The 24,985-nt window shown below is 43.2% G+C and carries 20 protein-coding genes and 2 pseudogenes; 14 read left to right on the forward strand and 8 right to left on the reverse strand.

All coding sequences use genetic code 11. The features are described 5' to 3' along the window. Positions 1 to 191: 191 nt before the first annotated feature. The 5 genes from caiD to caiT all read right to left on the reverse strand — a co-directional run bounded on the left by caiD (position 192) and on the right by caiT (position 6,790). A complete protein-coding gene (gene caiD, locus KFE26_RS19470; protein ID WP_212601411.1) occupies positions 192 to 977 on the reverse strand; it encodes a crotonobetainyl-CoA hydratase in 786 nt (261 codons plus the stop codon). Between the two features lie 59 nt (positions 978 to 1,036). Next, positions 1,037 to 2,590 carry a crotonobetaine/carnitine-CoA ligase gene (caiC, locus tag KFE26_RS19475; protein WP_212601412.1) on the reverse strand — a complete coding sequence of 518 codons (1,554 nt, stop codon included), beginning with the start codon at positions 2,588 to 2,590 and terminating at the stop codon, positions 1,037 to 1,039. 10 nt (positions 2,591 to 2,600) lie between these two features. After that, positions 2,601 to 3,827: an L-carnitine CoA-transferase gene (caiB, locus tag KFE26_RS19480; RefSeq protein ID WP_212601413.1), complete on the reverse strand. Its 1,227-nt coding sequence runs from the start codon at positions 3,825 to 3,827 to the stop codon at positions 2,601 to 2,603. 225 nt (positions 3,828 to 4,052) lie between these two features. After that, positions 4,053 to 5,189, reverse strand: coding sequence for a crotonobetainyl-CoA dehydrogenase (gene caiA, locus KFE26_RS19485; protein WP_212601414.1), 1,137 nt, complete (start codon positions 5,187 to 5,189; stop codon positions 4,053 to 4,055). Positions 5,190 to 5,245: 56 nt separating this feature from the next. After that, positions 5,246 to 6,790, reverse strand: coding sequence for an L-carnitine/gamma-butyrobetaine antiporter (gene caiT, locus KFE26_RS19490; protein WP_212601415.1), 1,545 nt, complete (start codon positions 6,788 to 6,790; stop codon positions 5,246 to 5,248). A gap of 932 nt (positions 6,791 to 7,722) precedes the next feature. Here caiT and fixA point away from each other — a divergent pair. The 8 genes from fixA to KFE26_RS19530 all read left to right on the forward strand — a co-directional run bounded on the left by fixA (position 7,723) and on the right by KFE26_RS19530 (position 17,502). After that, positions 7,723 to 8,496, forward strand: a complete 774-nt coding sequence (fixA, locus tag KFE26_RS19495) for a putative electron transfer flavoprotein FixA (protein ID WP_212601416.1) — start codon at positions 7,723 to 7,725, stop codon at positions 8,494 to 8,496. A gap of 14 nt (positions 8,497 to 8,510) precedes the next feature. After that, a complete protein-coding gene (locus KFE26_RS19500) occupies positions 8,511 to 9,455 on the forward strand; it encodes an FAD-binding protein (protein WP_212601417.1) in 945 nt (314 codons plus the stop codon). A gap of 98 nt (positions 9,456 to 9,553) precedes the next feature. Further along, the gene (gene fixC, locus KFE26_RS19505; RefSeq protein WP_212601418.1) at positions 9,554 to 10,843 is read left to right on the forward strand and encodes an FAD-dependent oxidoreductase FixC; all 1,290 of its coding nucleotides are present in this window, start codon (positions 9,554 to 9,556) and stop codon (positions 10,841 to 10,843) included. Beyond that, a complete protein-coding gene (locus KFE26_RS19510) occupies positions 10,840 to 11,142 on the forward strand; it encodes a 4Fe-4S dicluster domain-containing protein (RefSeq protein WP_212601419.1) in 303 nt (100 codons plus the stop codon). The genes fixC and KFE26_RS19510 overlap by 4 nt, the downstream gene beginning before the upstream one ends. Before the next feature lie 260 nt (positions 11,143 to 11,402). Further along, a complete protein-coding gene (locus KFE26_RS19515; protein ID WP_212601420.1) occupies positions 11,403 to 12,725 on the forward strand; it encodes an MFS transporter in 1,323 nt (440 codons plus the stop codon). 238 nt (positions 12,726 to 12,963) lie between these two features. After that, positions 12,964 to 14,103 (forward strand): hypothetical protein, encoded by a 1,140-nt coding sequence (locus tag KFE26_RS19520; protein WP_212601421.1) that lies wholly within the window; start codon positions 12,964 to 12,966, stop codon positions 14,101 to 14,103. Positions 14,104 to 14,634: 531 nt separating this feature from the next. Then, entirely contained in the window at positions 14,635 to 16,029 is a 1,395-nt protein-coding gene (locus KFE26_RS19525) for a patatin-like phospholipase family protein (protein WP_212601422.1), read from the forward strand. A gap of 96 nt (positions 16,030 to 16,125) precedes the next feature. Further along, positions 16,126 to 17,502, forward strand: coding sequence for an amidohydrolase (locus KFE26_RS19530; protein ID WP_212601423.1), 1,377 nt, complete (start codon positions 16,126 to 16,128; stop codon positions 17,500 to 17,502). 54 nt (positions 17,503 to 17,556) lie between these two features. On the opposite strand, the pseudogene KFE26_RS19535 reads toward KFE26_RS19530, so the two are convergent. The 3 genes and pseudogenes from KFE26_RS19535 to KFE26_RS19545 all read right to left on the reverse strand — a co-directional run. Beyond that, positions 17,557 to 18,273 (reverse strand): annotated as a pseudogene (locus KFE26_RS19535) (IS3 family transposase); the annotation flags it as partial. 9 nt (positions 18,274 to 18,282) lie between these two features. After that, positions 18,283 to 19,173 (reverse strand): IS982 family transposase, encoded by an 891-nt coding sequence (locus tag KFE26_RS19540; RefSeq protein ID WP_212601424.1) that lies wholly within the window; start codon positions 19,171 to 19,173, stop codon positions 18,283 to 18,285. A gap of 77 nt (positions 19,174 to 19,250) precedes the next feature. After that, positions 19,251 to 19,717, reverse strand: a pseudogene (locus tag KFE26_RS19545) (transposase); the annotation flags it as partial. Positions 19,718 to 19,765: 48 nt separating this feature from the next. On the opposite strand from KFE26_RS19545, the gene KFE26_RS19550 reads away from it, so the two are divergent. The 6 genes from KFE26_RS19550 (at position 19,766) to KFE26_RS19575 (ending at position 24,977) form a co-directional block, all read left to right on the forward strand. Continuing rightward, entirely contained in the window at positions 19,766 to 21,433 is a 1,668-nt protein-coding gene (locus KFE26_RS19550; protein ID WP_249195848.1) for an AAA family ATPase, read from the forward strand. A gap of 41 nt (positions 21,434 to 21,474) precedes the next feature. Then, positions 21,475 to 21,981 (forward strand): hypothetical protein, encoded by a 507-nt coding sequence (locus KFE26_RS19555; RefSeq protein ID WP_212601425.1) that lies wholly within the window; start codon positions 21,475 to 21,477, stop codon positions 21,979 to 21,981. 69 nt (positions 21,982 to 22,050) lie between these two features. Next, positions 22,051 to 22,494 carry a JAB domain-containing protein gene (locus KFE26_RS19560; protein ID WP_212601426.1) on the forward strand — a complete coding sequence of 148 codons (444 nt, stop codon included), beginning with the start codon at positions 22,051 to 22,053 and terminating at the stop codon, positions 22,492 to 22,494. Positions 22,495 to 22,513: 19 nt separating this feature from the next. Then, a complete protein-coding gene (locus KFE26_RS19565) occupies positions 22,514 to 22,918 on the forward strand; it encodes a DUF2787 family protein (RefSeq protein WP_212601427.1) in 405 nt (134 codons plus the stop codon). 131 nt (positions 22,919 to 23,049) lie between these two features. Then, positions 23,050 to 23,382 carry a YegP family protein gene (locus tag KFE26_RS19570; protein ID WP_011847750.1) on the forward strand — a complete coding sequence of 111 codons (333 nt, stop codon included), beginning with the start codon at positions 23,050 to 23,052 and terminating at the stop codon, positions 23,380 to 23,382. Positions 23,383 to 23,693: 311 nt separating this feature from the next. After that, entirely contained in the window at positions 23,694 to 24,977 is a 1,284-nt protein-coding gene (locus KFE26_RS19575; RefSeq protein WP_212601428.1) for a site-specific integrase, read from the forward strand. Positions 24,978 to 24,985: the final 8 nt, after the last annotated feature.

Raw genomic sequence — 24,985 nt, forward strand, 5'->3', positions numbered from 1 at the left:
TTTGATTCTGATAAGTCTTTACGCGACAGATATTAAATATTATTTTATGTTTATTAACCATTGCGGCTCATATTATGGTGAAAGCTTCCTTGTATTAGTCTGGCACCATCCTTGGCACCAAAGCGGTTTTACATCAGAGCCTATCTCTCATGGGAAATATCAGGTAATAAGATGATGTAATGAATTGGTATTTATCTGCCTTTCCATACTGGGTCACGCTTTTGTGAGAAGGCCAACGGACCTTCTAACGCATCCTCTGAGTGCAGGACTGAAGGATAATGCTTTAAACCACCGGCACGGATATGACGATAGCCATCCTCAATCGATAATTCACTGGTTGCTCGGTATATTTCTTTAATGGCAGCAATTGCCAATGGCGCACCTTGAGTAATTTGTTGTGCCAGTTCACGTGCGGTATCCATCAGTTGATCGCCTGCTACAACACGATTAACCACACCCCAGCGCAGCGCTTCTTCTGCGCCCATACCGCGACCAGTCATCATCAGTTCATTAACAATGGTGGGGGGCAGCAGTTTAGGTAGACGCAGCATGCCACCACTATCGGGAACGATCCCAAGCTTAGCTTCAGGTAAGGCAAAACTGGCATTTTCAGAGCACACTATCATGTCTGCGGCCAGTGCTAACTCAAAACCACCACCAAATGCATAGCCATTAACTGCAGCTATCACCGGTTTATCAAGATCAAATATTTCGGTTAACCCGGCAAATCCACCTGGACCAAAATCCGCATCCGGTGCTTCACCTTCTGCGGCAGCCTTAAGATCCCAGCCAGCTGAGAAAAAGCGATCGCCTGCGCCGCTAATAATCGCCACCCGTAATGTAGGATCGTCACGGAAGGCTAAAAAAACTTCTCCCATTTCAAAACTGGTCTTGGCATCGATAGCATTGGCTTTTGGTCTATCTAAAATAATCTCTAAAATAGTGCCATTGCGGGTAACGTGTAATGATTCACTCATACTAATACTCCAGTATAGAGCCTTCTGGCTCTCTTATTTAAAAGACAATTAAGTTAACCTCACATAAGAAGTTTTTTTTGTACTTTGCAGGTACAGGTTCTTGGAAACGATGTTTTTATTTCGATAATCGATGGAACTTTAAACTTTGCCATATTTTCAGTGCAGTATTTAAATATCTCATCAACACTGACTGATTCACCTGGCTTAAATATAACAAAAGCCTTTACAGCCTCATCACGAATTGGATCAGGCACACCAATAACGGCCGCCTCTAAAATAGCTGGGTGTGACATTAATACTTTTTCTATTTCGCTACTGGAGATATTTTCACCGGAGCGTTTAATCATATTGGTTTTACGATCAATAAAATAAAACAAACCTCTGGTATCGACATAAGCTTTATCACCTGTGTAAAGCCAACCATCTGCAGTTAATACTGCATCGGTAGATTTAGGGTCTTGATAATACCCTTTAAAAATCGTTCTACCAGGGACTCCTTTAATCCAGAGATCTCCGACTATATCTGGTGCGACTTCTTGACCAAAATCATCAGTGATTTTTGCTTCATAACCCAGCCCTGGACGACCAATGGAGGGCCAATGGCGTGCATCCGCAGGGCTATCACCAATCACGCCAACCAGCGTTTCGGTCATACCATAGGAATTAAATAACCGCACGCTAAAGCGTGTTTCAAACTCCAACTTTTCTTGATCTGAAATATGCATAAAAAACAACATGTCACGCAGACAATGCTGTTGTTCAAATGCCATTACAGGCTGAAGCATCAAGGTGCGGACAATCATTGGCATACTATGGGTGATGGTCGCTTTATAATCGCAAATTTGTTGCCAAAATTTACGGGCGCTATACTTTTCAAGCATCACCAGTTTTGCACCGACAGTGAAAGCTGCCATTGCCGCATTACATTGAAAATCGATATGAAAACTGGGCATCATGCTCAAATAAATATCATCGCTTCTCAGGCCCGTTTGCCACGCCGTAAATAGGCCCGCAAACTGCAAATTACAATGGGTTATCTCCACCCCTTTAGGTTGCGATGTTGTACCTGATGTAAATAATATTTCAGCAACATCATCACTACTAAGCGAAACCACATGAGTAAGCTCAGGTCTTTGTTGCGCAACCAATTGATCGAAATTCATTGAGTCTGGTAACGCCGTATTTTTTGACCTTGTGACCAGAATATGATGAATAGAGTTATGTTCTTGCTGACTCATTTTAGTATAAAAAGATAAAAAAATTTCTTCGATTACTACAGCTTTTACGGTGCATTGTTGAATAATAAATTGGCTTTCAACAAATAAGTACTGGCTATTAATCGGCACAATAACGGCGCCAATTTTTGCCAAACCAAACCAACAAAATATAAATTGCGGACTGTTATACAGTTGCACTGCAACCTTATCACCTTTATTAATCCCTAATGATAGGAATAGATTGGCAGTTTTATTTATTTCATCATTCAATTGACTATAGGTATATTCTTGGACATCGCCAGCAGCATCCTCATAAACCAATGCGGGGTAATGACAAAATTGACGAGCACGTTCTTCCCACATGCATCTTAATGTTTTGCTACCAACGATATCCATTCTACTTGCCTCACTCGCAGTCAGATACTTTTGCTAATCCTTTCTCGCTTAACATCTGAATTTGCTCTTGTGAATAACCTATATCTTGTAAGATTGCCGCAGTATCCATACCGTGCTTAGGCATACCACGCCAGATTTGCCCAGGATTATTCTTAAACTTAGGCATCACATTGGGACCTCTGTAGGTTTTACCGTCGATATTCTTCCACTCTGTTATCGACTCACGGGCAATGTATTGCGGGTTACTATCCAGCTCAGGAATGGTCAACACTTTGGCGCAGGCCACGTTCAACTCAGCAAATCGCGACAGCACTTGCTGAATACTCTTTTGCGCTAGATACGTATCGAGTGCATCCTCAACCAGCTGACCGAAGGGGCATTCAATGCGATGGATCAATTGTGTGCCCACGGGGATCTCATCACCACCGTACAAATGAGTGATATTCATATCCTTGAACATCTCCTCAATCTGCATTACGCCCACTAGCTCCATCACGATATAACCATCGTTACACTTATATAGGCCGCAACCAGCATAATAGGGATCTTTACCTTTGGTCATCCGTGGGCAAACGTCACCACCGTTGAAATGATCCATCATGAAATATTGCCCCATACGCAACATCACCTCATACATGGCCACATCGATACTCTCGCCGACACCGGTTTCACGCACACGATATAGCGCAGCGAGTGCGGAGGTTGTGGCGGTCATTCCAGAGAAATAATCAGCAGTATAAGGAAAGGCTGGCATAGGTTGATCAACGTCACCGTTTTGAATGAGGTAACCACTAAATGCCTGCGCGATAGTGTTGTAGGCTGGTAAGTTGGTATATTCATCGGTTCCATATTGGCCAAAACCAGATAAGTGTGCGATCACTAATTTTTTATTGTGCTGCCATAGCACTTCATCTGTGATCCCACGGCGAGCAAAGGCAGGACCTTTACTGGCCTCTATGAAGATGTCGGTTGTTTCCATTAATTTAAGAAAAGCATCACGGCCTTCATCTTTAAAAATATTCAGTGATAATGCATGTAAATTACGACGGGATAATTCAGGGTAATTAGGCTGCACACGGATAGTATCGGCGTAGGCGACGTTTTCAATCCAAATTACCTCAGCCCCCCATTCTGCCAGCATTTGTGCAGCGAATGGACCTGCGATTTCAATACCTGAAAAAACCACTCTCAAACCCGAAAGAGGACCAAAGATAGGGGTGGACAATTTATTTGACATGATAGTTTTCTCTTCTTTATTCAAATAACGCATCAACACGACAACGCCGCCGGGAAGATAGCCATTATTAAGATTTATCTAGCACAATTTGGGTTAACCGCCGCTTACTTGAGATGTGAAAGCAGTATCGAATCGGCTTAACATGAAAGAGTCTCTCCATCCCAGTAATGGCCTGCTCAGACTAGAGGCGACCTTGTCACACCTAGTCTGTGTCAACCCGAAGAATTAGCGATAGCGCTTCAGCACTTCACGACCTAAAGTCAAAATTTGCATCTCGTCAGAGCCACCAGATACGCGATCAACCCGAATATCACGCCACATCCGGCTAATGCGGTGTTCGCCAGCAATCGCGTAACCACCCAGCACTTGCATAGCAGAGTCAATCACTTCAAAACCCGCGTTGGCACAGTAAAATTTACACATCGCCGAATCACCGGAGGTCATAGTGCCGTTGTCGCACTTCCATGCGGCCTCGTACACCATATTTTTCATACTGTTAAGTTTGATAGCCATCTGCGCGAACTTATCTTGGATCAATTGGAAGCGACCAATGGTTTCCCCAAACTGCACCCGCTTATTGGCATATTTAGCCGCATCCTCAAAGGCGCAATAAGCCGCGCCATAATTGGTTAGCGCCACTAAGAAACGTTCAGAGTCAAACTCCTCTTTGACACGCATAAAGCCGTTGCCTTCGATACCAAACATGTCGGATTCTTCTAACTCAAATTCATCAAACTGCAGTTCACAACAGCTATCCATTTTTAAACCTAGTTTGGGTAACTTGCTTAGCTTGATGCCTGGTTTTGCCATATCAATAAACCATTCAGTAAAGATAGGTTTTTCTGAGTCGGCATCCTTGGCCATGACAACAATGTAAGGCGTACCCGCTGCACTGGTAATAAAGCATTTGCTACCGGTCAAATACACTTTGCCATTGCGACGTTTATAGGTGGTTAACAGACTACCGACGTCAGATCCAGCACTTGGCTCGGTGATGGCCGAATTCCACATCTGTTTACCTGTGCCACGTAAGGCCATGATTTTTTCAATCTGATCGGGGCTGCCGTGGCGCAACATAGTTGCAATGCCGGGCAATTGGTATAGCACATAGGTTGGCGCGCCAAGGCGACCTAGCTCTTCCCAAATGGCGGTGAGCGTTACCATTCCTTCGTTAAAACCGCCGTGCTCTTCGGGCAGTAATAAACTGTCGATACCCATTTCTGCGAGTTCTTTGACAAAACGCTCTGGATAGCGACTGTTCTCATCGCATTCGGCGAAGTAACTTTCCCAGTTTTCCTTTGCCATAAGGTCGCGAATACCTGCTACAAATAACTCTTGCTCGTCGGTTAATCTAAAATCCATTATTTATTCCTCACAATTACAATTGATGAAACCAAAGTGCGGCTAAACCTGCTTACTTAAGAGTTCCAGTTGTTTTTACGGGCATCTTTCAAGAAAGAAATGATGATCATGATGTTAACGATAATGAGTGGAGCACCACCGGCAATAATTGCAGTCTGTAGTGGCTTTAAACCACCTAGTGATAACAGTACGATCCCGATAATACCGACAAGAATGGACCAACCGACTCGTACCCAGATTGGCGGTTCGTTATCCGCATCAGCCCCTTTACATGTAGACATTGCCAAAGTGTAAGAACAGGCGTTAACTAAGGTAACTGTGGCGAGGAAACAGAGAATAAAGAATCCCCACATAGTGATTGTACTGAATGGTAACGCCGCCCAGGTTTCGATAATCGCCCTAGCAGCACCGTACTGTTCGATAAGTTGAGGCATATTGACGAGATTTTCATTCATCAAATTCATGGTGTTACTGCCAAGGATGGTCCATAGGAACCAAGTGGAAGCCGTTAAACCAGCGACCATAGTCAAACAAAGCTCGCGCACTGTGCGGCCACGAGAAATTTTCGCTAAGAAAATACACATTTGGATGCCATAAACCACCCACCAAGCCCAGTAGAAAACAGTCCAATCCTGCGGAAAACTGCCTTCACTCACCGCCGCCGTATAGAACAGCATGCGGGGCAGAAGATCCAACATCACCCCTACAGATTCGGTAAAGTAATTCACGGTAAAGCTAGTAGCGCCAATCAAGAACACCCACACCAGCATGATAATGCTCAAATAACTTCTTAAATCACTGGCGATCTTAATCCCTTTCGTGAGACCAAAAGCCACACAGATAGCATTAAAAATGATCCAAGAAGAAATGACGATAGTATCGACTTGAGGGGTACGCGGAATACCAAATAACCATTGAATACATTCAGTAACTAAAGGCGTTGCCAAACCTAAACTGGTCCCCATCGCTAAGATCAACGCAACCACATAAATATTATCGATAAGAATACCGACAAAACCTTTGTGATACTTACCCAGCACAGGCTCTAAGGTACCGCTTGGGCGAACCACATCCATTTTTTTTACAAACAAGAAGTAACCCAAGGCCACCGTAAAGAAACCATACCCCATCCAAGGCAGCGGCCCCCAATGGAACAAGCTATATGCCAGCCCTAACTCTTTAGCTTGAACCGATAACGACTCAAGTTCAAAGGGAGGATAAGTCACATAGTAATAAACTTCTAATGAGCCCCAGAACAACACAGCCGCAGAGGTACAAGAAGCAAACATCAAGAAAATCCAACTTCCGGTACTAAACTCAGGCGCTTCCTGGCCTAAGCGATTCTTAGAATATGGCCCCCAAGTCAACCAGGCCCAACCTGCACCCATTAAGATCATGTACCATTCAAAGGCCCATCCCCAGGTGTGAGTCAGGTAATGGAACACTGTTTGAATAGCATTATTTGCCGCATCTAAATCTCTCACGGTAAAGTAAGATAATAATATGACGGCAATCAATGAAGGAAAAAAGATAATCGGATCGATAGTAACCTTCCTCTTTTTTACTTCGGTGGCTTTTACACCCTTCGCTTTATCGTTCATATAAATACTTCTCCCTCTCTATTTTAAGAGGCTAATGGTTAAAGTGTTACACTGAGCATCTATTAAACTGAGTGACTTTCAAACAAAACCGGTCTCATTCCTAGTATAAAACCCACAACTAAAAATAATTCCACGTTCAAAAACCAACCATTAAACAATTTAAAAAATCATCAATTAATGATTAATTGTTTAATAATTTTTGATTTGCAGAATAATCATGCCAGCCAAAAACCAGTGACACAGTGATCGTTATCACGTTCAATTAAAATGAAGTGAAACATTACTAAAACCCTTTAGTTAATTTATTTTATTTCAATTATCAATTGTGACAAACCATGCATTTAAGCAGGTTAAAAACTATTTAGAGGGAATAAATTTTTACAATTAAATCAATTGCATAGGCAAATGCACTTGCATAAATCATACGATTTAATCATTAAAAAAACACCTATGAATTTCATTAACCTGTAATTCTAATAATGGCATTAGTATAACTTAAAAAGAGAAAAACACTGCATCAACCTTATAAAATACCAATATTAGCCGCACTAATGATTATATTAAAAAACTTAAAAAAACATTAAACAAAGCAGTTAAACAAGCATATTAGTAGAACTAATATACCTGTTAGAAATGCAACGATCATAGTGCAAAATAGTGTGACCCACATAACATCAACTATTTTATCCATCACCATATAATCATTTAACTTCACAATTAAAAGCGCACCATCAATTTTTAAATTGCGCACTGACACCAAATAAATAAACGTCATATTGGAAAAGTGTTTATTAAAAAACCTTATAGTAAGCCAGCTAATTGGCAATTATGATACGTTAAATTATATTCAATATAAATAGAGGGAATTTTCCTCGCAAATATTATCCATCCAGCATTCAGTTAATGACTATTCACATTTAACGGGAGAAATAATGAAAATTATTACATGCTACAAATTAGTGCCAGAAGAGCAAGATATCACTGTCACTGTTGATGGCAGCATAGACACACATAAGGCTGCCCCTAAAATTAACCCCTTTGACCTATGCGCGATAGAAACCGCCTTAGAAATTAAAGGGTTACTCGATAATTGCAGCATTACCGCAATGAGCATTGGCGGTAAAGCGCTGGAAAACCCTAAATCACGTAAAGATATTCTGTCCCGTGGACCAGATGATTTGACAGTGGTTATCGATGAACAATTTGAGCAACTCCTGCCACACCAAACCGCTAGGATCCTAATGGCGGCAGCACAAAAAACCGGTTTTGACCTCATCATATGTGGCGAGGGCTCCGGTGATCTGTATGCACAGCAGGTCGGGCTACAGCTTGGCGAATTGCTCGCAGTACCTAGCATTAATGCGGTCAGCAAAATCGTGAAGGCTGAAAGTGGCAAGCTTATTGTAGAAAGAGCTCTCGACGATGAAGTGGAAGTCCTCGAAATTACCTTACCAGCAGTAATTTCGGTATCAGCAGACATTAATGAACCCACCATCCCCTCGATGAAAACCATTCTAGCCGCCGCCAAAAAACCGGTGACCAGCTTAAATGCCGACGAAGTGGCTGCAAGCAATATCCCAGCCCTAGTTGAACTGGTTTCGATTATCGCGCCGAAGCAACAAGCTCGACAAAAGATCGTGATTGAAGGTGATGATGAGCAACAAATAGCCCAATTCGCAGAGCACTTACGTAAAGTACTTAACTAAATTAAGGATAAATGATGAGCAAACTATCTCATGTTTGGGTATTTAGCGATATCGCTTCCCGTTTACCTGACATTATCGCGGCTGGCGCGACCCTAGGTGACAAAGTATCAGCCTTTGTGATTGGTACCGAACACGACATCCACACTGCCTACGCTTTGGGGGCAAACCATGTGTATTATCTTGGTGGCAAAGATAACCAAAAAATTATCGAAGACTATAGCCAAACAATGGCGCAAGTGATTGCTGATGCAGCTGAACCACGCGCACTGATGTTGATCGCCCCCACTAAACGCGGCAAAGCCCTCGCCAGCAAATTGGGCGTACAACTGCAAGCTGGCGTGGTAAATGACGTTACCGAAATCGACGTCAAAGATGCTATCCACGCTAAACATATGGCCTACGGTGGTTTAGCCATTGCCGAAGAAAAAATCAACTCACCTATCGCAATCGTCACACTCAGCAGTGGCGTATTCGAAGCTCAAGCCGCCGACGATAGCCGCACAGGCGAGGCCGTCAAGGTCGATATAGTGACGCCTAAAGCGGCCATAAAATGTATCGAACGCAGAGCTAAACAAGGCGAAAGCGTTGATCTTGGTAAAGCCAAACGTGTCATTGGTGTCGGTAGTGGCATTGGTAGCCAGGAAAATTTACAGATCGCAGCACAACTCAGCGCCATGATCGGTGCCGAACTGGGCTGCTCACGCCCGATTGCCGAAACGGAAAAATGGATGGATCGCGAACGCTATATCGGAGTTTCGGGCGTGATGTTAAAGCCAGAAATCTATTTTGCTTTGGGTATCTCAGGTCAAATCCAACATATGGTTGGAGCCCTAGGTGCACAGACAATTTTTGCCATCAATAAAGATAAAAATGCGCCAATTTTCCAATATGTTGATTACGGCATTGTGGGTGATATCAACAAGGTTATGCCTGCACTTATCAGCGCATTCAAAGCCTAGTTAGCCCATATTCAGTGCATCATGCATGCGCTGCCCATCGCCTCAACACTCAGCAGAGCTCTGAGGCGAAAGCTACATTTATCGAGAGAGTGATCTGTATGTCAGAAGAATCATTTGATGCAATTATCGTCGGAGCTGGGCTTGCAGGATGTATTGCTGCCTACGTTCTTGCAAAGGAGGGGGCGGATGTTCTAGTTATCGAACGTGGAAACTACGCGGGTAGCAAGAATATGACAGGTGGCCGTCTGTACGCTCATAGTCTAGAAAAAATCATTCCAGGTTTTGCCAAAGAAGCCCCCATCGAAAGAAAGGTGACCAAAGAAAAAGTGACCTTTTTAACCGATGATTCAGGAGTCACTCTCGACTACCATAACGGTCGAACTCAAACACCGCTAGAAGAATCCTATACCCTCTTAAGAGGTGACTTTGACCAATGGTTAATGGCTAAAGCTGAAGAAGTTGGCGCGCAATTTATTACCGGTATCCGTGTAGAGGAAATCCTAACCCAGGACGGTAAAGTTATTGGGGTAAAAGCCGATGGCGACGAGCTCACCGCTAAATCCGTGATCCTAGCCGAAGGGGTTAACCCCATACTGGGTGAACAACTAGGCATGGTGTCACGCATCAAGAGTGAGGTGATGGCCGTCGGTGTTAAAGAGTTAATTGAATTACCGCAAGCGGTGATCCAAGACCGCTTTAACCTCACGGACGATGAAGGCTGCGCATGGTTATTTGCAGGATCGCCAGCTAATGGCCTTATGGGTGGCGGCTTTATTTATACAAATAAAACTACGGTTTCACTGGGTATCGTGTGTGGGCTTCATGACATTGGTCAATCCAGTAAAAGCGTTCCACAAATGCTAGAAGACTTCAAAAATCACTCCATGATCAAACCCTTAATCGAAGGCGGCAAGCTACTGGAATATTCAGGTCATGTCGTCCCCGAAGCGGGACTTAGTATGGTGCCTAAACTCATTGGTGATGGTGTATTAATCGCAGGCGATGCCGCTGGATTTTGCTTAAACATCGGTTATACCGTGCGCGGCATGGATTTAGCTATAGCCTCTGGTGAAGCGGCAGCAAAAGCCATATTAACCGCCAAAGCCAACGATGATTTTAGTGCCCAAGGTTTGTCTTCATATCAACAGCTGTTAGAAGACAGTTTTATTATGCAGGATCTTAAACTGTATAAAGATCTCCCAACATTTATGCAAACCCCTCGCATCTTTAACCAGTATCCCAAAATGGTAGCCGATATTATGCACAGCATGTTTACCGTGAATGGTACACCATCACAGCCAATCAGAAAGACGCTGATGAAACACTGTAAAGAGGTGGGTTACATGAACTTAATTAAAGATGGCATAAAAGGAGTCAGATCACTATGACCCACAACACACAGGCTCCGACAGTCAATGTAGATGTCAAACTCAGTACAAATAAATTTTATGTCGATGAAGGCCATCCACATATCATTTTAAAAAACAATCCAGATATCAATGAATATAAAAAATTGGTCAATGCTTGCCCTGCTGGACTTTATAAATTAGAAAGTGATGGCAGTATAAAATTTGACTCTGCCGGTTGTCTAGAATGTGGCACATGTAAATTTTTATGTGCTGACAGCATCATTGATAAATGGGAATACCCTAGAGGAACATTTGGTGTCGAATATCGATACGGCTGAAAAATAATACATTTGTTACACCTGGGCTGATAATCCATTCAGCCCTACAAATCTTTGCTTATAAAATCAACACAATTAATCTGACCAAAAAAACAGAAGCACTAAATTTATTATAAAAAAAGAAATATTGAATATCTCACTGTTTCAACCTCTTTCAGCAGGTAATATAAGCAAAATAAAGTTTATATTAAATAACGTTAGCAATTAATGATTGAGTCTGAACATTACTGCTAATAACAATATATTGGGTGGTAAGTCTCATGCAACCAAGAACTAACTTCGATGATATGGACTTTACTCCATTGCATAGAAAAATCATGTTATGGGGAAGTGGCGGCCCTTTCTTAGATGGCTATGTGCTCGTGATCATCGGCTTAGCATTACAACAACTCACCCCTGCCCTACAACTCGACGCTCAATGGATAGGTTTAGTAGGAGCGGCAACCTTAGCAGGCCTCTTCATCGGTACTGCATTATTTGGTTATGTAGCTGATATTTTTGGGCGGAAATTAATGTTTATGCTCAACATTATTTCAATTGCCGTGCTGTCCTTTGCAACCATGTTTATTTCATCACCTCTTGAACTTGTTGTTCTTAGGTTCTCAATTGGTATTGTGATTGGTGCTGACTATCCCATTGCTACTGCAATGGTGGCGGAATTTTCCCCAACCAAAAAGCGCGCATTCACGATGGGGTTCATCGCAGCAATGTGGTATGTCGGCGCAACCGCCGCAAACGCAGTAGGCTATCTACTATATGATGTGCAAGATGGGTGGCGCTGGATGTTCGGCAGCGCATTAATCCCTTGCATTATCATACTATTTGGCAGATTTCACCTACCAGAATCCCCTCGTTGGTTGATGAAAAAAGGCCGTATCAAAGAATGCCAAGAAACAATGAAAACCTTCTTCGGTTCTAATATAGATATTTGCCTAGAATCTGTCGAACAAACCAAATACAGCAAACTATTTGAGCCAGTTTATTTTAAACGCATTTTATTTATAGGGATTATTTGGACCTGCCAGGTTATCCCTATGTTTGCCATCTATACTTTTGGGCCTCAAATTATCGAACTGCTTGGTTTTACTGACGGCAAAGATGCCGCACTTGGCAATATAGTGATTAGTTTATTCTTCATGGCGGGCTGCATTCCTGCCATGTATTGGCTCAACTCCATTGGTCGCAGACCATTACTAATCGGTAGCTTCGGTATCATGACGGCCTCACTCGCCTTACTCGGTATCGTTCCCGATCCGAGTATCTGGCTTATTATTGCTGCGTTTGCAACTTATGCATTTTTCTCTGGTGGACCAGGAATCTTACAATGGCTTTATCCAAATGAACTTTTCCCAACCGAAATTAGAGCTTCGGCGGTTGGTGCTGTAATGTCATTTAGCCGGATAGGTACCATTATTTCTACCTATACACTGCCAATTTTTATGGCAAATTATGGTATTTCGCCGACGTTATTAGTTGGTGCTGCAATATCATTATTTGGATTAGTTATTTCAGTGCTGTTAGCACCAGAAACCAAAGATCTCACCTTGAACACTACAAGTTCAGCTGAATTTAAAACAAAGTGAAGTAAGCAAGAAAAATAAGCCCTGTTATATATAAAATTTAACACAAAAAGTAATCAATAAAAAATAAACTAAAGTCAATGGCAATTAAATGCTTCTGAATTATGAAAATGAACTCTTATGGATATTAATTTGGCAGCCATTATTTAATTTAAAAAATTACCAGACAGTAATCTACATCTTGAATCAACTAAAAATAACCAATGTAATATCAATGTTAGTCGTAAATATATAAGGAATTATGATCATGAAAAAAAATAGCAAATTTTATATGTCTATTATTGCTAGTGCAATGACTCTTGGTTGTGTTAACTCGGTAGTAGCAGAGCAACAAGAAGATGGCATTAATATACATGGCGGATTACGGGTTAACTATGCCTATAAAGACTATAACGAAAGTTCAAAAGATAAAGACGGAGATTTTACCTTCGATATGGTTTCACTACGTTTTGACGGTAAACACGGTAACTGGGGCCTAAAATCGGATTATCGTTTTACCGCCAATACCAATTATATCAAATTTGGTTATGGATATTATGACTTCAGCCCAGAATGGCAGTTGCAGTTCGGAATAAACAAAGTGCCTTTCGGTAACTTAGGCTATATATCAAATAGTTACTGGTTTGGTTTACCTTACTATTTAGGCTTTGAAGACGACCACGATATGGGAGTAAAGGCGGTTTATCAAAAAAATGGCTGGCAAACAGATGTGGCATTTTATAAGGGCGCAGAATATGGTCCAAGCGAAAACAAGCGCTATGCGACCGATCTTTATAGTGGCACCATTAACGGCACCGAATACCACAACGAAGAAACAAACCAAATTAACCTTCGTCAAACCTACAGGCTGGAACATCAAGGCGGCTCAACAACCTTTGGCGCCTCGGCAGAAGCAGGCCAAATCTACAACGCCAAAACCAGTAAAAATGGTGATAGATATGCAGTGGCTGCCCACCTAGATAGCACCTTCTACGGCTGGAACTTGCAACTACAAGCTATACAGTATGAATTTAATGCCGCCGACAGTGAAGACGACAACAAAATTGGCGTTTCAGTGGTGAGTTGGCAGTACGAAGTCGCTTCTCGAGGCCAAGTGTACAGTGCCAATATTTCTAAAACCGTTCAAACCGATTGGGGTAACATCAAGTTTTACAATGACTTTGGTTTAATGACGCCAGATGTCGATGATGATAGCTATGATAACAGTATGCAAAATGTGTTAGGAGCGGCCATTAGCGCCGGTCCAATCTATACCCATATTGACTTTATCATGGGGAAAAATATGACATTCTCAACCGCTAACAATGACCATATTGGCCTACCAGAAATAGGCGATAATTGGGATAAGCGATTTAACATCAGTCTTGCATACTATTTTTAAACTGTATAAGGATATCTCAGCTCAAAATTTTCATTCTACAGTAATACCAAATACTCAAATTGTAAGAAAAATATGTAAGCGCTGTAACTCATTTGCTTTGTCTTTTTAAATAAAATAAATGAGTTACTATTTATACATCAATTACTTAAATAAACTGCACTTTAATAGTTGTTAAAGTGCAGTTTTCGCGAGTTATAGCGCTTAAACGATATGTTTTGCACATTATAGTGACAAACTTATACAAAACTCAGCTTATGCAACGCAATGTGCATAAATAGTCACATATCTATCAGTCTTTAATGTTTCACTCTTAATCAGCTAAGGCATAACTCTGACTGAACTAAAAACAAAGTATCACTTAAAAACTCTGAGTCTGTAGGGCTCCTAAATTGCTATGAGCAAAGTCATACACTTATACTACTATGAGATTCAGAGATTCCTGCGTCAGCAAAAATCGCGCAGCAATAATTACAATTTACAGTGACGGAGTCAGTATATGTACCACTTGATAAATCAAAGGCGATGATTCAGATGAAACGCTTAACTCACTTGATGATTTTAATCAGTGCCTGCGCACTCAGTGCATGTGCAACTAGGTCAATTAATCCTGCAATAAGTAAAGTTGAACCCAATCAGGGTTATCGATTTTTTCATGGTTCAGAATTGATTGGCCAAGATCCATCGACTGTTTTTATGTTGGCATTTTCTGGTGGTGGGACGCGTGCTGCTGCTTTTTCGTATGGTGTTCTCGAAGAGTTACGTGCAACATCCATCAATGGAAAATCGGGTGCCAAAAATTTACTCGAAGAAGTGGATTACATTACAGGCGTATCAGGTGGAAGCTTCACTGCATTAGCTTACGGACTTTATGGCGATCGTTTGTTTGAAGAATACGAGACGCGTTTTTTAAAACGAGATGTACAAGGTACGCTGTTTTACAAGTGGATCAACCCACTTAATTGGCCGGATATCTGGCAACTAACTTATAGTCGGTCTGATATGAGTCAGGATTATTATGATGAAATTCTGTTTAATCACGCCACGTTCGCTGATCTCATCGACAAAAAAGGACCACGTATTGTAGTCTCAGCGACAGAAACGGCATCAAGTTCTCGATTTACATTTTCTCAAGATTTCTTTGATCTCATTTGCTCTGATTTATCAGCGGTTAAATTATCCAGAGCAGCGACGGCTTCATCGGCTGTCCCCATATTGTTTAGTCCTATCACCTTTAACAACTATGGCTTAAATTGTGGGGATAACATCCCACCGTGGGTAGATGATGCTCTGGCGTCAGCCAAAAATAAACACGATTTACCAATTCGCACCCTGCAAAGAATCCGCGAACTTAAATCTATACAAAATAGTGACAAAACACCTTATTTACACCTTGCTGATGGCGGCATATCCGATAATTTAGGTGCTCGTTTAATTTTAGAGTTACTTGAAGCACTGCCCTTGGTTCAAGAAAAACGCGAAGCTTACGGTGAGGCTCCGATAAGAAATATTGCCTTTATTATTGTCAACTCCTCGTCAACACCAACGGTGAAATGGGGGCAATCTGCAATACCACCGAATGAGCTTGAAGTGGCGTTCAGGGCGATTAGTACCCCGATTGATCAGTATTCCTACGAAACGATCTCTTTAATTGAAGATATGGCCAAAGCGTTGAACAAGTCGCAGCGCTTACAAAGTCAGCTCAATGGAAAAGTAGGCTTACCAATTACAATCACACCGATTGTACTGAGTTTTGAGCAAATAGAGGATGAAACAGAGCGTGGGTATTTCAACAACCTACCGACAAGTTTCGTCCTATCCGCTGAGCAAGTTGATCGTTTACGAAAACTGAGTCATGAGTTATTGCAGAAATCTTCTCAATATCAAGACTTAGTTCAACGTTTGAATGTGGTTAAAAAGAGCGAATAGGTCAATTGACCTCTGAGCGATGAATCAGCAATGCCGCTTACAATTTGGCTTTAACAACGTATAAAAACCTATAAATATGGCTTTTGGAGCAGAAAGATGAGTCTATTCAGATTAAGAAAATGGCGTTCAATAGCGTGCTTATTTGTCGCAAACGTTGTTATGCCATACAACTTAGCAGCTGCCGCTGACGTAGAGACCAAGGCACTTCCATCGGCTCTTTTGAAGCAAGTGAACCAATTAGTCGATACGGATACGCCGCGCCTTGAAACGATGTTCAAAGATTTGCATCAACATCCGGAAATCGCATTTACTGAAGTACGCACAGCCGCGATTGTAGTTAAAGAATTAAAAGCCCTTGGCTTTACAGTGACTGAAGGTATTGGCAAGACCGGCGTAGTGGGAGTATTAAAAAACGGGTCAGGGCCGACAGTATGGTTTCGCGCAGACATGGATGCTAATTCAGTCAAGGAGGCAACCGGTCTAAACTATGCTGCTAAAAATAAGCAACGATTACCTGATGGTAACGAAATTGACGTAATGCATGCGTGTGGACATGATGCACATGTCACATGGATGCTTGGCATGGCTAAAGCCATGACGACGCTCAAGAATGAATGGTCAGGTACGCTCGTTGTTTATGGTCAACCTGCCGAAGAAGTTGGCTTAGGCGCACAAGCCATGGTCGATGACCGACTATGGGAGCGTGGTTTCCCTGTGCCTGATTATGCATTTGGTGCACATACAGCACCGGGGCCAGTTGGCTATGTGTCAAGCACCGAAGGTGTAAGAATGGCAGGCACAGATCAGATTGATGTGTTATTCAAAGGTATTGGCGGACATGGCTCCTCGCCCGAACTCACAATTGATCCGGTGGTTATGGCAGCACAAGCCATATTGGCATATCAAACTATCGTGAGTAGAAACATTGACCCACAACACTCCGCCGTCTTAACGGTTGGCGCAATTGAAGCAGGTTACAACAACAATGTGATTCCTGAACAGGCGTTATTGAAACTCAACTTGCGTTGGTTTACGCCGGAAGTGCGTGAAAAAATGTTGAAACGGATTAATGAGGTGAATCAAGGTATTGCAATCGCAGCGGGGGTTTCGTCAGATAAAATGCCAACTCGTTCCATGAAAGGACACGCTGGTCCACTGGTCAATAACAGAGAGTTAATCCTGCGCATTAATCCTGTGCTTGAACAGCTTTTAGGTCCTGAGAAAGTGATCGCCAAGTTCCCCTCCGTCATGGGCTCTGAAGACTTTCAAGAAGCGTTTAGATTTCATAAAACACCGTATGCATTTGTGTTGATTGGCGTAGCGCCACCAGAAATGTTTGCAGCTGCACGTGCGAAAGGCCTCTCACAGCCTTATGCCAACCATAATCCAAACTTCTTTGTTGATTTAGCTGCAATACCGGTTGGCGTAAAAGTAAATAGCGCAGCTCTTTTAAGTGTTTTAGGCAAAAATTAAAACTTTTTTAAAAAGATGTTGAGTGACTGCTAAGGTCGCAAACCATTGTACTGGTCAACCCAGATTGGACACTTTTACTTGGGAATACTCAAACTCTACAGGTGACAGATCGTCATTAGCAGAATGAAGCCGCTCCAAGTTGTAATATTTCATGTAAGCCGTCACATCTTACTTCATAAACTCCCTTGTTGGTTGATTAACTTTAAAAATCCAATCGTGTTTCAAGCTACCAAAGAAACGCTCAACAACGGCATTATCCCAACACGCACCCACATCACCCATGCTGGCTCGGATACCATAGCTCAATAACAGCTTATCGAATTGCTTACTGGTATATTGCGAGCCTCGCTCACTGTGCAATACCAACCCTCTGGCCGGTTGGCGCAGGTTGTAGGCTTTCATTAATGCCTTAGATATCAAATCCGTGGTCATGCGCTTGTCTATGTGCCATCCCACAATCCGGCGTGAATATAAATCCATCACCACTGCCAAATACATCCAGCCTTCACCCGTCTTTAAATAGGTCACGTCACCCGCCCAAACCTGATTAGCCGATACTGGATTAAAGTTCATGTTTAACAGGTTATCAGCCACTGCATCTGAGTGTTTTCGTTGTGTCGTCGCCTTGTGAGCACGTCGCTGGCTTGCTTTGAGTCGAAGGCGGTGCATAATTTTACGAACGAGATAGCGACCAACCTGGTAGCCTTCCTTGCGCAATTTCTTCACCATTTCACGATTCCCTAAGCTGCCTCGACTTTGCTTAAATAACCTGAGATCGGTTTAACGAGCCATAACTGCAATAGCATTAAACTCCCCGTTAGTGAGGTTCAGTTGTGGCTTATTGTCTTTCAATTGATAGGCGATGAGTCCCGCAATCATATTCAGCATAAAACCATGCACACTGCGATGTCTTGAGTGTTCTATTTGAGAGATATTTTTTAACTGGTCGTTGATGGTTTCTATGATGAAACGTCTCGACAGCATCGCTCTATCCCACAACGACATCGCTTTTGCTTTCATATTCTTACGCACGTTCGTCACCAACTTCACGCCTTTCTCCAGCAATTCACTGGACAGCGCTTTACTGATATACCCTTTATCAGCATAGAGTTTATTCATGTCACTGTGCACCATCTCATTCACCGGTTTTGTGTCATGTACATTCGCAGGGGTCACTTTGGCCGCCACGATTCCGCCTTGATGATTCATAATCAAATGCAGCTTAAAGCCATAGAACCAACCCATGGTGCCTTTACCTCTGCACGCAAGTCCAGCTAAGGTTTTATGGCGATGAATACGTAGGTTATGACACACTTTGATGCTGGTTGAATCAACAAATTCGATGCCAGTAGGGTCACTCTTAAGGCTGGCAAAGTAGCTGCAAAGCGGCACTAAAGCAGTGGGCATCACCTCAAGAAAGCAGGTATAGCTGAGTAAATTGGGAAAAGCGGATTTGTAGAAATGAGCCAGATAGCCGATGTAGAAGTTCTTGAAATCACGGTGGTGAGACATCTGAAAAAGTATGATGATGGTCATCACTTCGCTCATCGTCATACGGCCAGCGCGTTGACGCTTGCGTGTACCATCGGTTAACAGCGTTTTTTCCCATTCTGGAATGAAAACAGCGCAAAAATCATCGACATCACAAAACACTTCCACTAATTTATGCATAGGCCCTCCGGTGTGATGGGGTTTCTCTTGGTCGAAAGATCCGATCACTTGAAGGGCTATTAGTTCAACATTTCTTATCCCGAGTTCAGGTTAAATAGCTGTCGAACAAGGCGATAAAGCTTCAGTGTTTCAAGGCTTATCACGTTTGCAGGGCGCTTATGCCAATCGTAATAGCCTGATTTACTTACACTCATTACTCGACATAACAGTACTATGGGAAACAGGTGAGATTGCAGTTTGATGAAACGAAATCTTACTTCATTTCTCTCGCAAAGAAGGCGCTTGCCTTTTTTAGAATTTCTTTCTCCATGCGTAATCCTTTGTTTTATTTACGTAATCGCTTTAGCTCATCACGCTCAGACTCTTCTAAGGTGATGCCTTGTTTTAGGGCTTCGTGTTTTTCCTTCCAGTTGTAAAGCAGGCTCGTGCTAACTCCAAGAGACTTTGCCGCATCGGCAACGCTATAACCTTGTTCTAGCACCATCAAGACGGCTTCACCTTTAAATACCTGCGGATAACTCTTATGTGATTTCTTCATACTCATATAGACCTCTTAATTTATTGACCATACTGTCTCAAAATTAAGTGTCCGATGGGATTAGACCAGAACAGGTTAGAGCAAGAAACGGGGCTGGACTGTGATGTTATCCATGAGCAGCTACAACCTTTAGCCCATAACCGCTTTATTGACCATGCGCTATTACTCCTACCGCATTTGTTGAGAATACCCGAGCCGTTTAGGGTATTGCTGGTGACTGAAAAGCTCACTCGCCGTGAAGCCTTGCTCGCGCCGATTATCAAACACAGCCCCGCGGCGCAGTTCAAGCTGAAGCAATTTAAGCATGTGAATGCCGATTTAGTGTATCGCTATCTAAGGGCTGCCATGGCTCAGCGGCTTAAAGGGGTTAACATTTTACTCTATGGGGCTGCGGGAACAGGCAAGACCGAGCTATCTCGTACTTTAGCAAAGGCACTGCGGCGCAGCTTAGTGGAAGTGCAAAGTGTGCAGTTTGAGGATGGCAAAGTGACTGAGGAGTTCTTGAGTAAAGAGCCGACTAGCCAGCGCTTAACCTACCTTAATCTACTGCAAAGCTTGCTCGATGGCTCAGATGAAAGCCTGTTATTGGTCGATGAATGCGAAAGCGTGTTTAAGCATGCCGATGAGCATTACTCTAAAGAAGGCTTAATGCGCTTACTGGAAACCAATCCTGTGCCTGCTATTTGGATTACTAACCATGTATCCCAACTTGAACCAAGCTACATACGCCGCTTTAAGTTAGTGATGGAAATCCCTGTACCCGATGAAGCCTTTAGCTTTGCCATGAGTAAAACCATGCTCAAATCACTTAAGGTATCGGATGCGTTTCGCTTGGTGTTAGCCAGTAAATCTAATGCCGCTCCGGCATATATTGCGAATGCCGCCCATGTGGCGAGTACCTTAGCTTTAACAGGGGATGAGGCTGAAATCGTGGTATTGGATGTTATTGATGCCACCCTTGAAGCCTGCGGGGAAGAGCCGCCAGCGGCTAAGTATCAAGGCCAGCTAAGCTTTGACCCGAGTTGCTTAAACCTTAACGCTATCGACGGACAAGATGCACATACGATTATCAGTGATATCGATACCGCGATAGCCAACAGTCTGCCTGTTAGGGTGTTACTCAATGGTCCCCCAGGTACAGGTAAAACAGGCTGGGTACATCACTTAGCTGAAACCCATGGCATGGATATCATGCACATCAAGTGCTCTGATGTACTGAGTAAGTATGTCGGTGAGAGCGAGCAGAACATTGCTGCGCTGTTTAGAGAAGCGCACAGAACAAAGAAGCTAATGCTCTTTGATGAAGTCGATAGCTTGCTCAGTCAGCGTGAGAGCGCTCAAGCGCAGTATGAAGTGCAGCTCATCAACGAACTGCTGTCACAGCTTGAATGCAACACCATGCCTGTGTTTGCCGCGACCAATGCACTCAGCGCTATCGATAGCGCAGTGATGCGCCGCTTTGACTTTAAACTGACCTGTGACTATCTGACTGAAAGCCAGCGCCAGACCTTGTATCGACAGGTGCTAGGAATTAACAAGCTCACAGTGATAGAGGTTGACCAACTTCACGCACTACAACAATTAACGCCCGGCGACTTCGCTATCGTAGCAAGGCGGATGTTATTTCAACCTAACCACAACCACAGAGCCACCGCTATTACCCTGTTAACCCAAGAAAACAACCGTAAACAAGCCACGCGCCGCATTGGCTTTATTAACTAAACCCAGCAATACAACCCACTAAACCACAAAAGGAACAACCCATGACAACATTATTGAGTTCGCTCAAGGTTATCGCGCGCCCTGAAATCGCCGTTAAGCCACCTATCATCGGCAAAAGAACCCGCTTGGTTGACAAGCTGAAGCAGCAATTGGATATGGCCGAATGCTTTATTCAAGGCAGCGAGTTTGAAGCCTACCGCGAGAAAAGCGTCAAAGACCCTGAGACAGGAGAGCGTAAGAAGGTACGCCGCCGTATCACAGTGCGCCCATGGTACTACGACAGTGAAGGTCACTATTACTTCGAAGTCCGTATCGGGATTAAGCCTATCGAATTGGTAAAGGATAAACCCGCCATTGATGTCGGTGATAAAGCCCTGCTACCTGACACCATCAAGCTGATTATCGATGCTGTGGAGAAAGGTGAGCTAGATGAGTTCATCCTCAAGGCCGCCAAGTTCCCGACCAAGAAAGCTAAGGCTAGTGCTGAGGCCAGTAAAGAATCAAAGAGTGAGGCGAAGAGCGATACCTCAGCCAAAACCACCAAGTAATGCACACACTATCAGGAGCAGAAGGAAGCCCTTTCGCTCCTGAGTCTTTAGCACCTATAGGGATAGACCATGGCGATTATCCGAGAAATCAATGTCAAATATCAGTTCAAAGAAACCCAGTGCGCCTTGGCCGAGCAAGCCATCACAGGACCTGAAGATACCGCGCAGCTATTTGACTACCTAAAGCATGAAACCAAAGAAATGTTTATCGTGGCAAACCTGACAACCCAGCACACCATTAATTGCGTAGAAGTCGTGGCGACAGGTTCCGTGAACGGCATCAGTATGCGACCCGTCGAAGTGTTACGCACGGCAGTTATTCTGAATATGCCCAGCGTTATCCTTGTTCATAACCATCCTTCAGGCGATCCAACACCAAGCACTAGCGATATCCAATTCACCCGTAAAGTCATTGAGTGCGCCAAAGTGCTGGATATCAATGTCCTCGACCATGTGATTATTGGCCTTAACCGCTTTACTAGCCTTCGTGAAACCCACAGCGATTTGTTCTAACACCGACTAAGGACACACAATGAATACCATTAATAAAGAGCTGGCATTGCCTGTCTCTGACAGACTGCTATTGGCATTAATCCCGTTTATCACAAACCAAGCCGACAATGCCGTGACGATTAACTTTCGCGATCCAGATTACAGCCCACAACGGGGTGGCTTTCATCCTGTGGAGATAAGGCTAGAGAAACACGCCGAGCACTGGCAGTTATGCTATATCACAGACTTTTGCTATGTCGGCCAAATGGGACAATGGGAGTTGGTTAAAGAACTGGACTTTGACTTTAGCTGCGGCGTATTTCAAAGCATTAGTGGCCTACTCGTCATTGAGGCGGCAGTAGAGTTTTACCCGATATGGGAACAAAACTTCCTGTGCTACTGGCAAGAGTTAGACGTTTTTAATGTCAGTGTGTCACCAGATTAACCCTCAAAACACTCAAAACCGCCGTAAAAGTCACATCTCAAATAAAATGAAATCGACTACACTGATGCTCAAGCAGGAAATGTCTTCCTTGCTTGCGCTATGGACTGTCTTAAAGAATAAGGAGCAAACCCATGTCAGGATGGTATGAATTAAGTAAAAGCAGTAATGAGCAATTTAAGTTTGTATTAAAGGCGGGAAATGGAGAGGTCATTCTCACCAGCGAGCTTTACACAGGTAAGAGTGGTGCGTTGAACGGTATTGAATCCGTGCAAACCAACTCCCCAATCGAAGCCCGATATGCCAAAGAAGTGGCGAAAAACGAGAAGCCTTATTTCAACCTCAAAGCAGCCAACCATCAAATCATAGGCACTAGCCAAATGTATTCGAGCACTGCTGCGAGAGATAACGGGATTAAGTCGGTGATGGAAAATGGAAAAACAACCACCATCAAAGATTTGACCTAGGCAAGCATGCCCAGTGTGGTGCTTTGCTGGAAGGTGAATGATGAACTCTAGCAAAGTAGCGAGTTGGTAAGTATCTAACATGACTGAATTTTAGATACAAAAAAACCGACACTAAGGTCGGCTTTGAAGTGGTACCAGTGGCCGGAGTCGAACCGGCACGCTTTTAAGGGCGCGGGATTTTGAATAAAGCGCGTCAAATTTATTACTAAATCTGACTTTTTTTGTTATTATTTTTCATGCACCTATCTGCATTAGATTTAACTAATGCATAACTTTGCAAATTCTTTGCAAGCCAACATCAGAAACTGACTATGAGCAAACAGGTCGAACGACACGATATTTCCGACGAATTATACATCTACCTGCAAGACAATAGCGAACGTTGGTATGCTCGCACTAAAGTCGCGGGTAAGTGGCACGCCAGAGCCACCAAGCAGAAAGAAAAAGAGAAAGCCATTGGCATGGCCTATCGGATTCAAATGGAATTCCAGTTCATGGCAGACCGTAATCTGCTGGTGAGTTCCAAACGCTTTCGTGATGTGGCTGAAAAAGCCATTAGCGCTATGGAAGAAGCGCTCGATAACGAGACGGCACCACTTAACTACAAAACCTATATTCAGGTATTACGTAAGTACCATATCCCCTTTTTCGACCGCACTTACATTACCTCAATTGATAGTGAGAAGCTGCGTGAATTTGATAAATGGCGTATTGAACAATTTGATAGAGTCCCAGCCAAATCAACACTGCTAAACCACAATGCCGCTATGCAGTTAGTGTTTAAAGAAGCGGTTGACCATAAATGGATGTTAGCGGCTCAAGTGCCATCATTGTCGACTAAAGGGGCGGGCTCACAGCGGCGAGCGCATTTTTCACATGAAGAATATGAAAAGGCATTCGATGCCGTATTAGCACTTGAGCAAAATAGCCGTAAGGAGAAAACCCGCCAAATTCGTGAGCTACTCATCGATTACATGGAGTTTGCGGTCTATACAGGTATTCGACCTGGGACTGAGATGGAACATCTTACGTGGGGTGATATTCAAATGGAGTCCAAGGAACACGATGTTGTTTTTTCTATTACGGTTACCAAAGGTAAAACGGTTAAGCACACAGGCACAAGGGAAGTGATATGTCGCGATGAAATCTTTTCCAGTGTTAATGCATTACGTGACCGATTCCCAAACAGAAAGCCTTCTGACAAGCTGTTTCGCTTAGCTGATGGTTCAACCACCAATGAACTGGGTAAAGCTTTTGAAAAGGCCATATCCGAAGCAGGTTTAAAGTCATCCCCCCATGGCGTTAGAACACTTTACTCATTACGCCATACCTACATTACGTGGCAACTGATGTCAGGCAACGTCAGCATGGAAGTGTTGGCTAAACAATGTGGCACTAGCATTGCCATGATTGAACAGCACTACAGCCACGTGACGCCGAAAATGTACAGCAAAGAACTGTCAGGTGTTGACCTTGGTAAGGATGGCCCCGTAGTAAAAGAGAAAAGCATCACTCGGAAGAGAATAATTGACACTAAGCGTTCGGCACTCTTTAAAGAGTGGCACCTCAACTATAAACAACGTGGTTGTATTTAACTCAGAAT

The organism is Shewanella sp. M16 (genome assembly GCF_018224605.1).
GTDB classification, from domain to species: domain Bacteria; phylum Pseudomonadota; class Gammaproteobacteria; order Enterobacterales; family Shewanellaceae; genus Shewanella; species Shewanella oncorhynchi.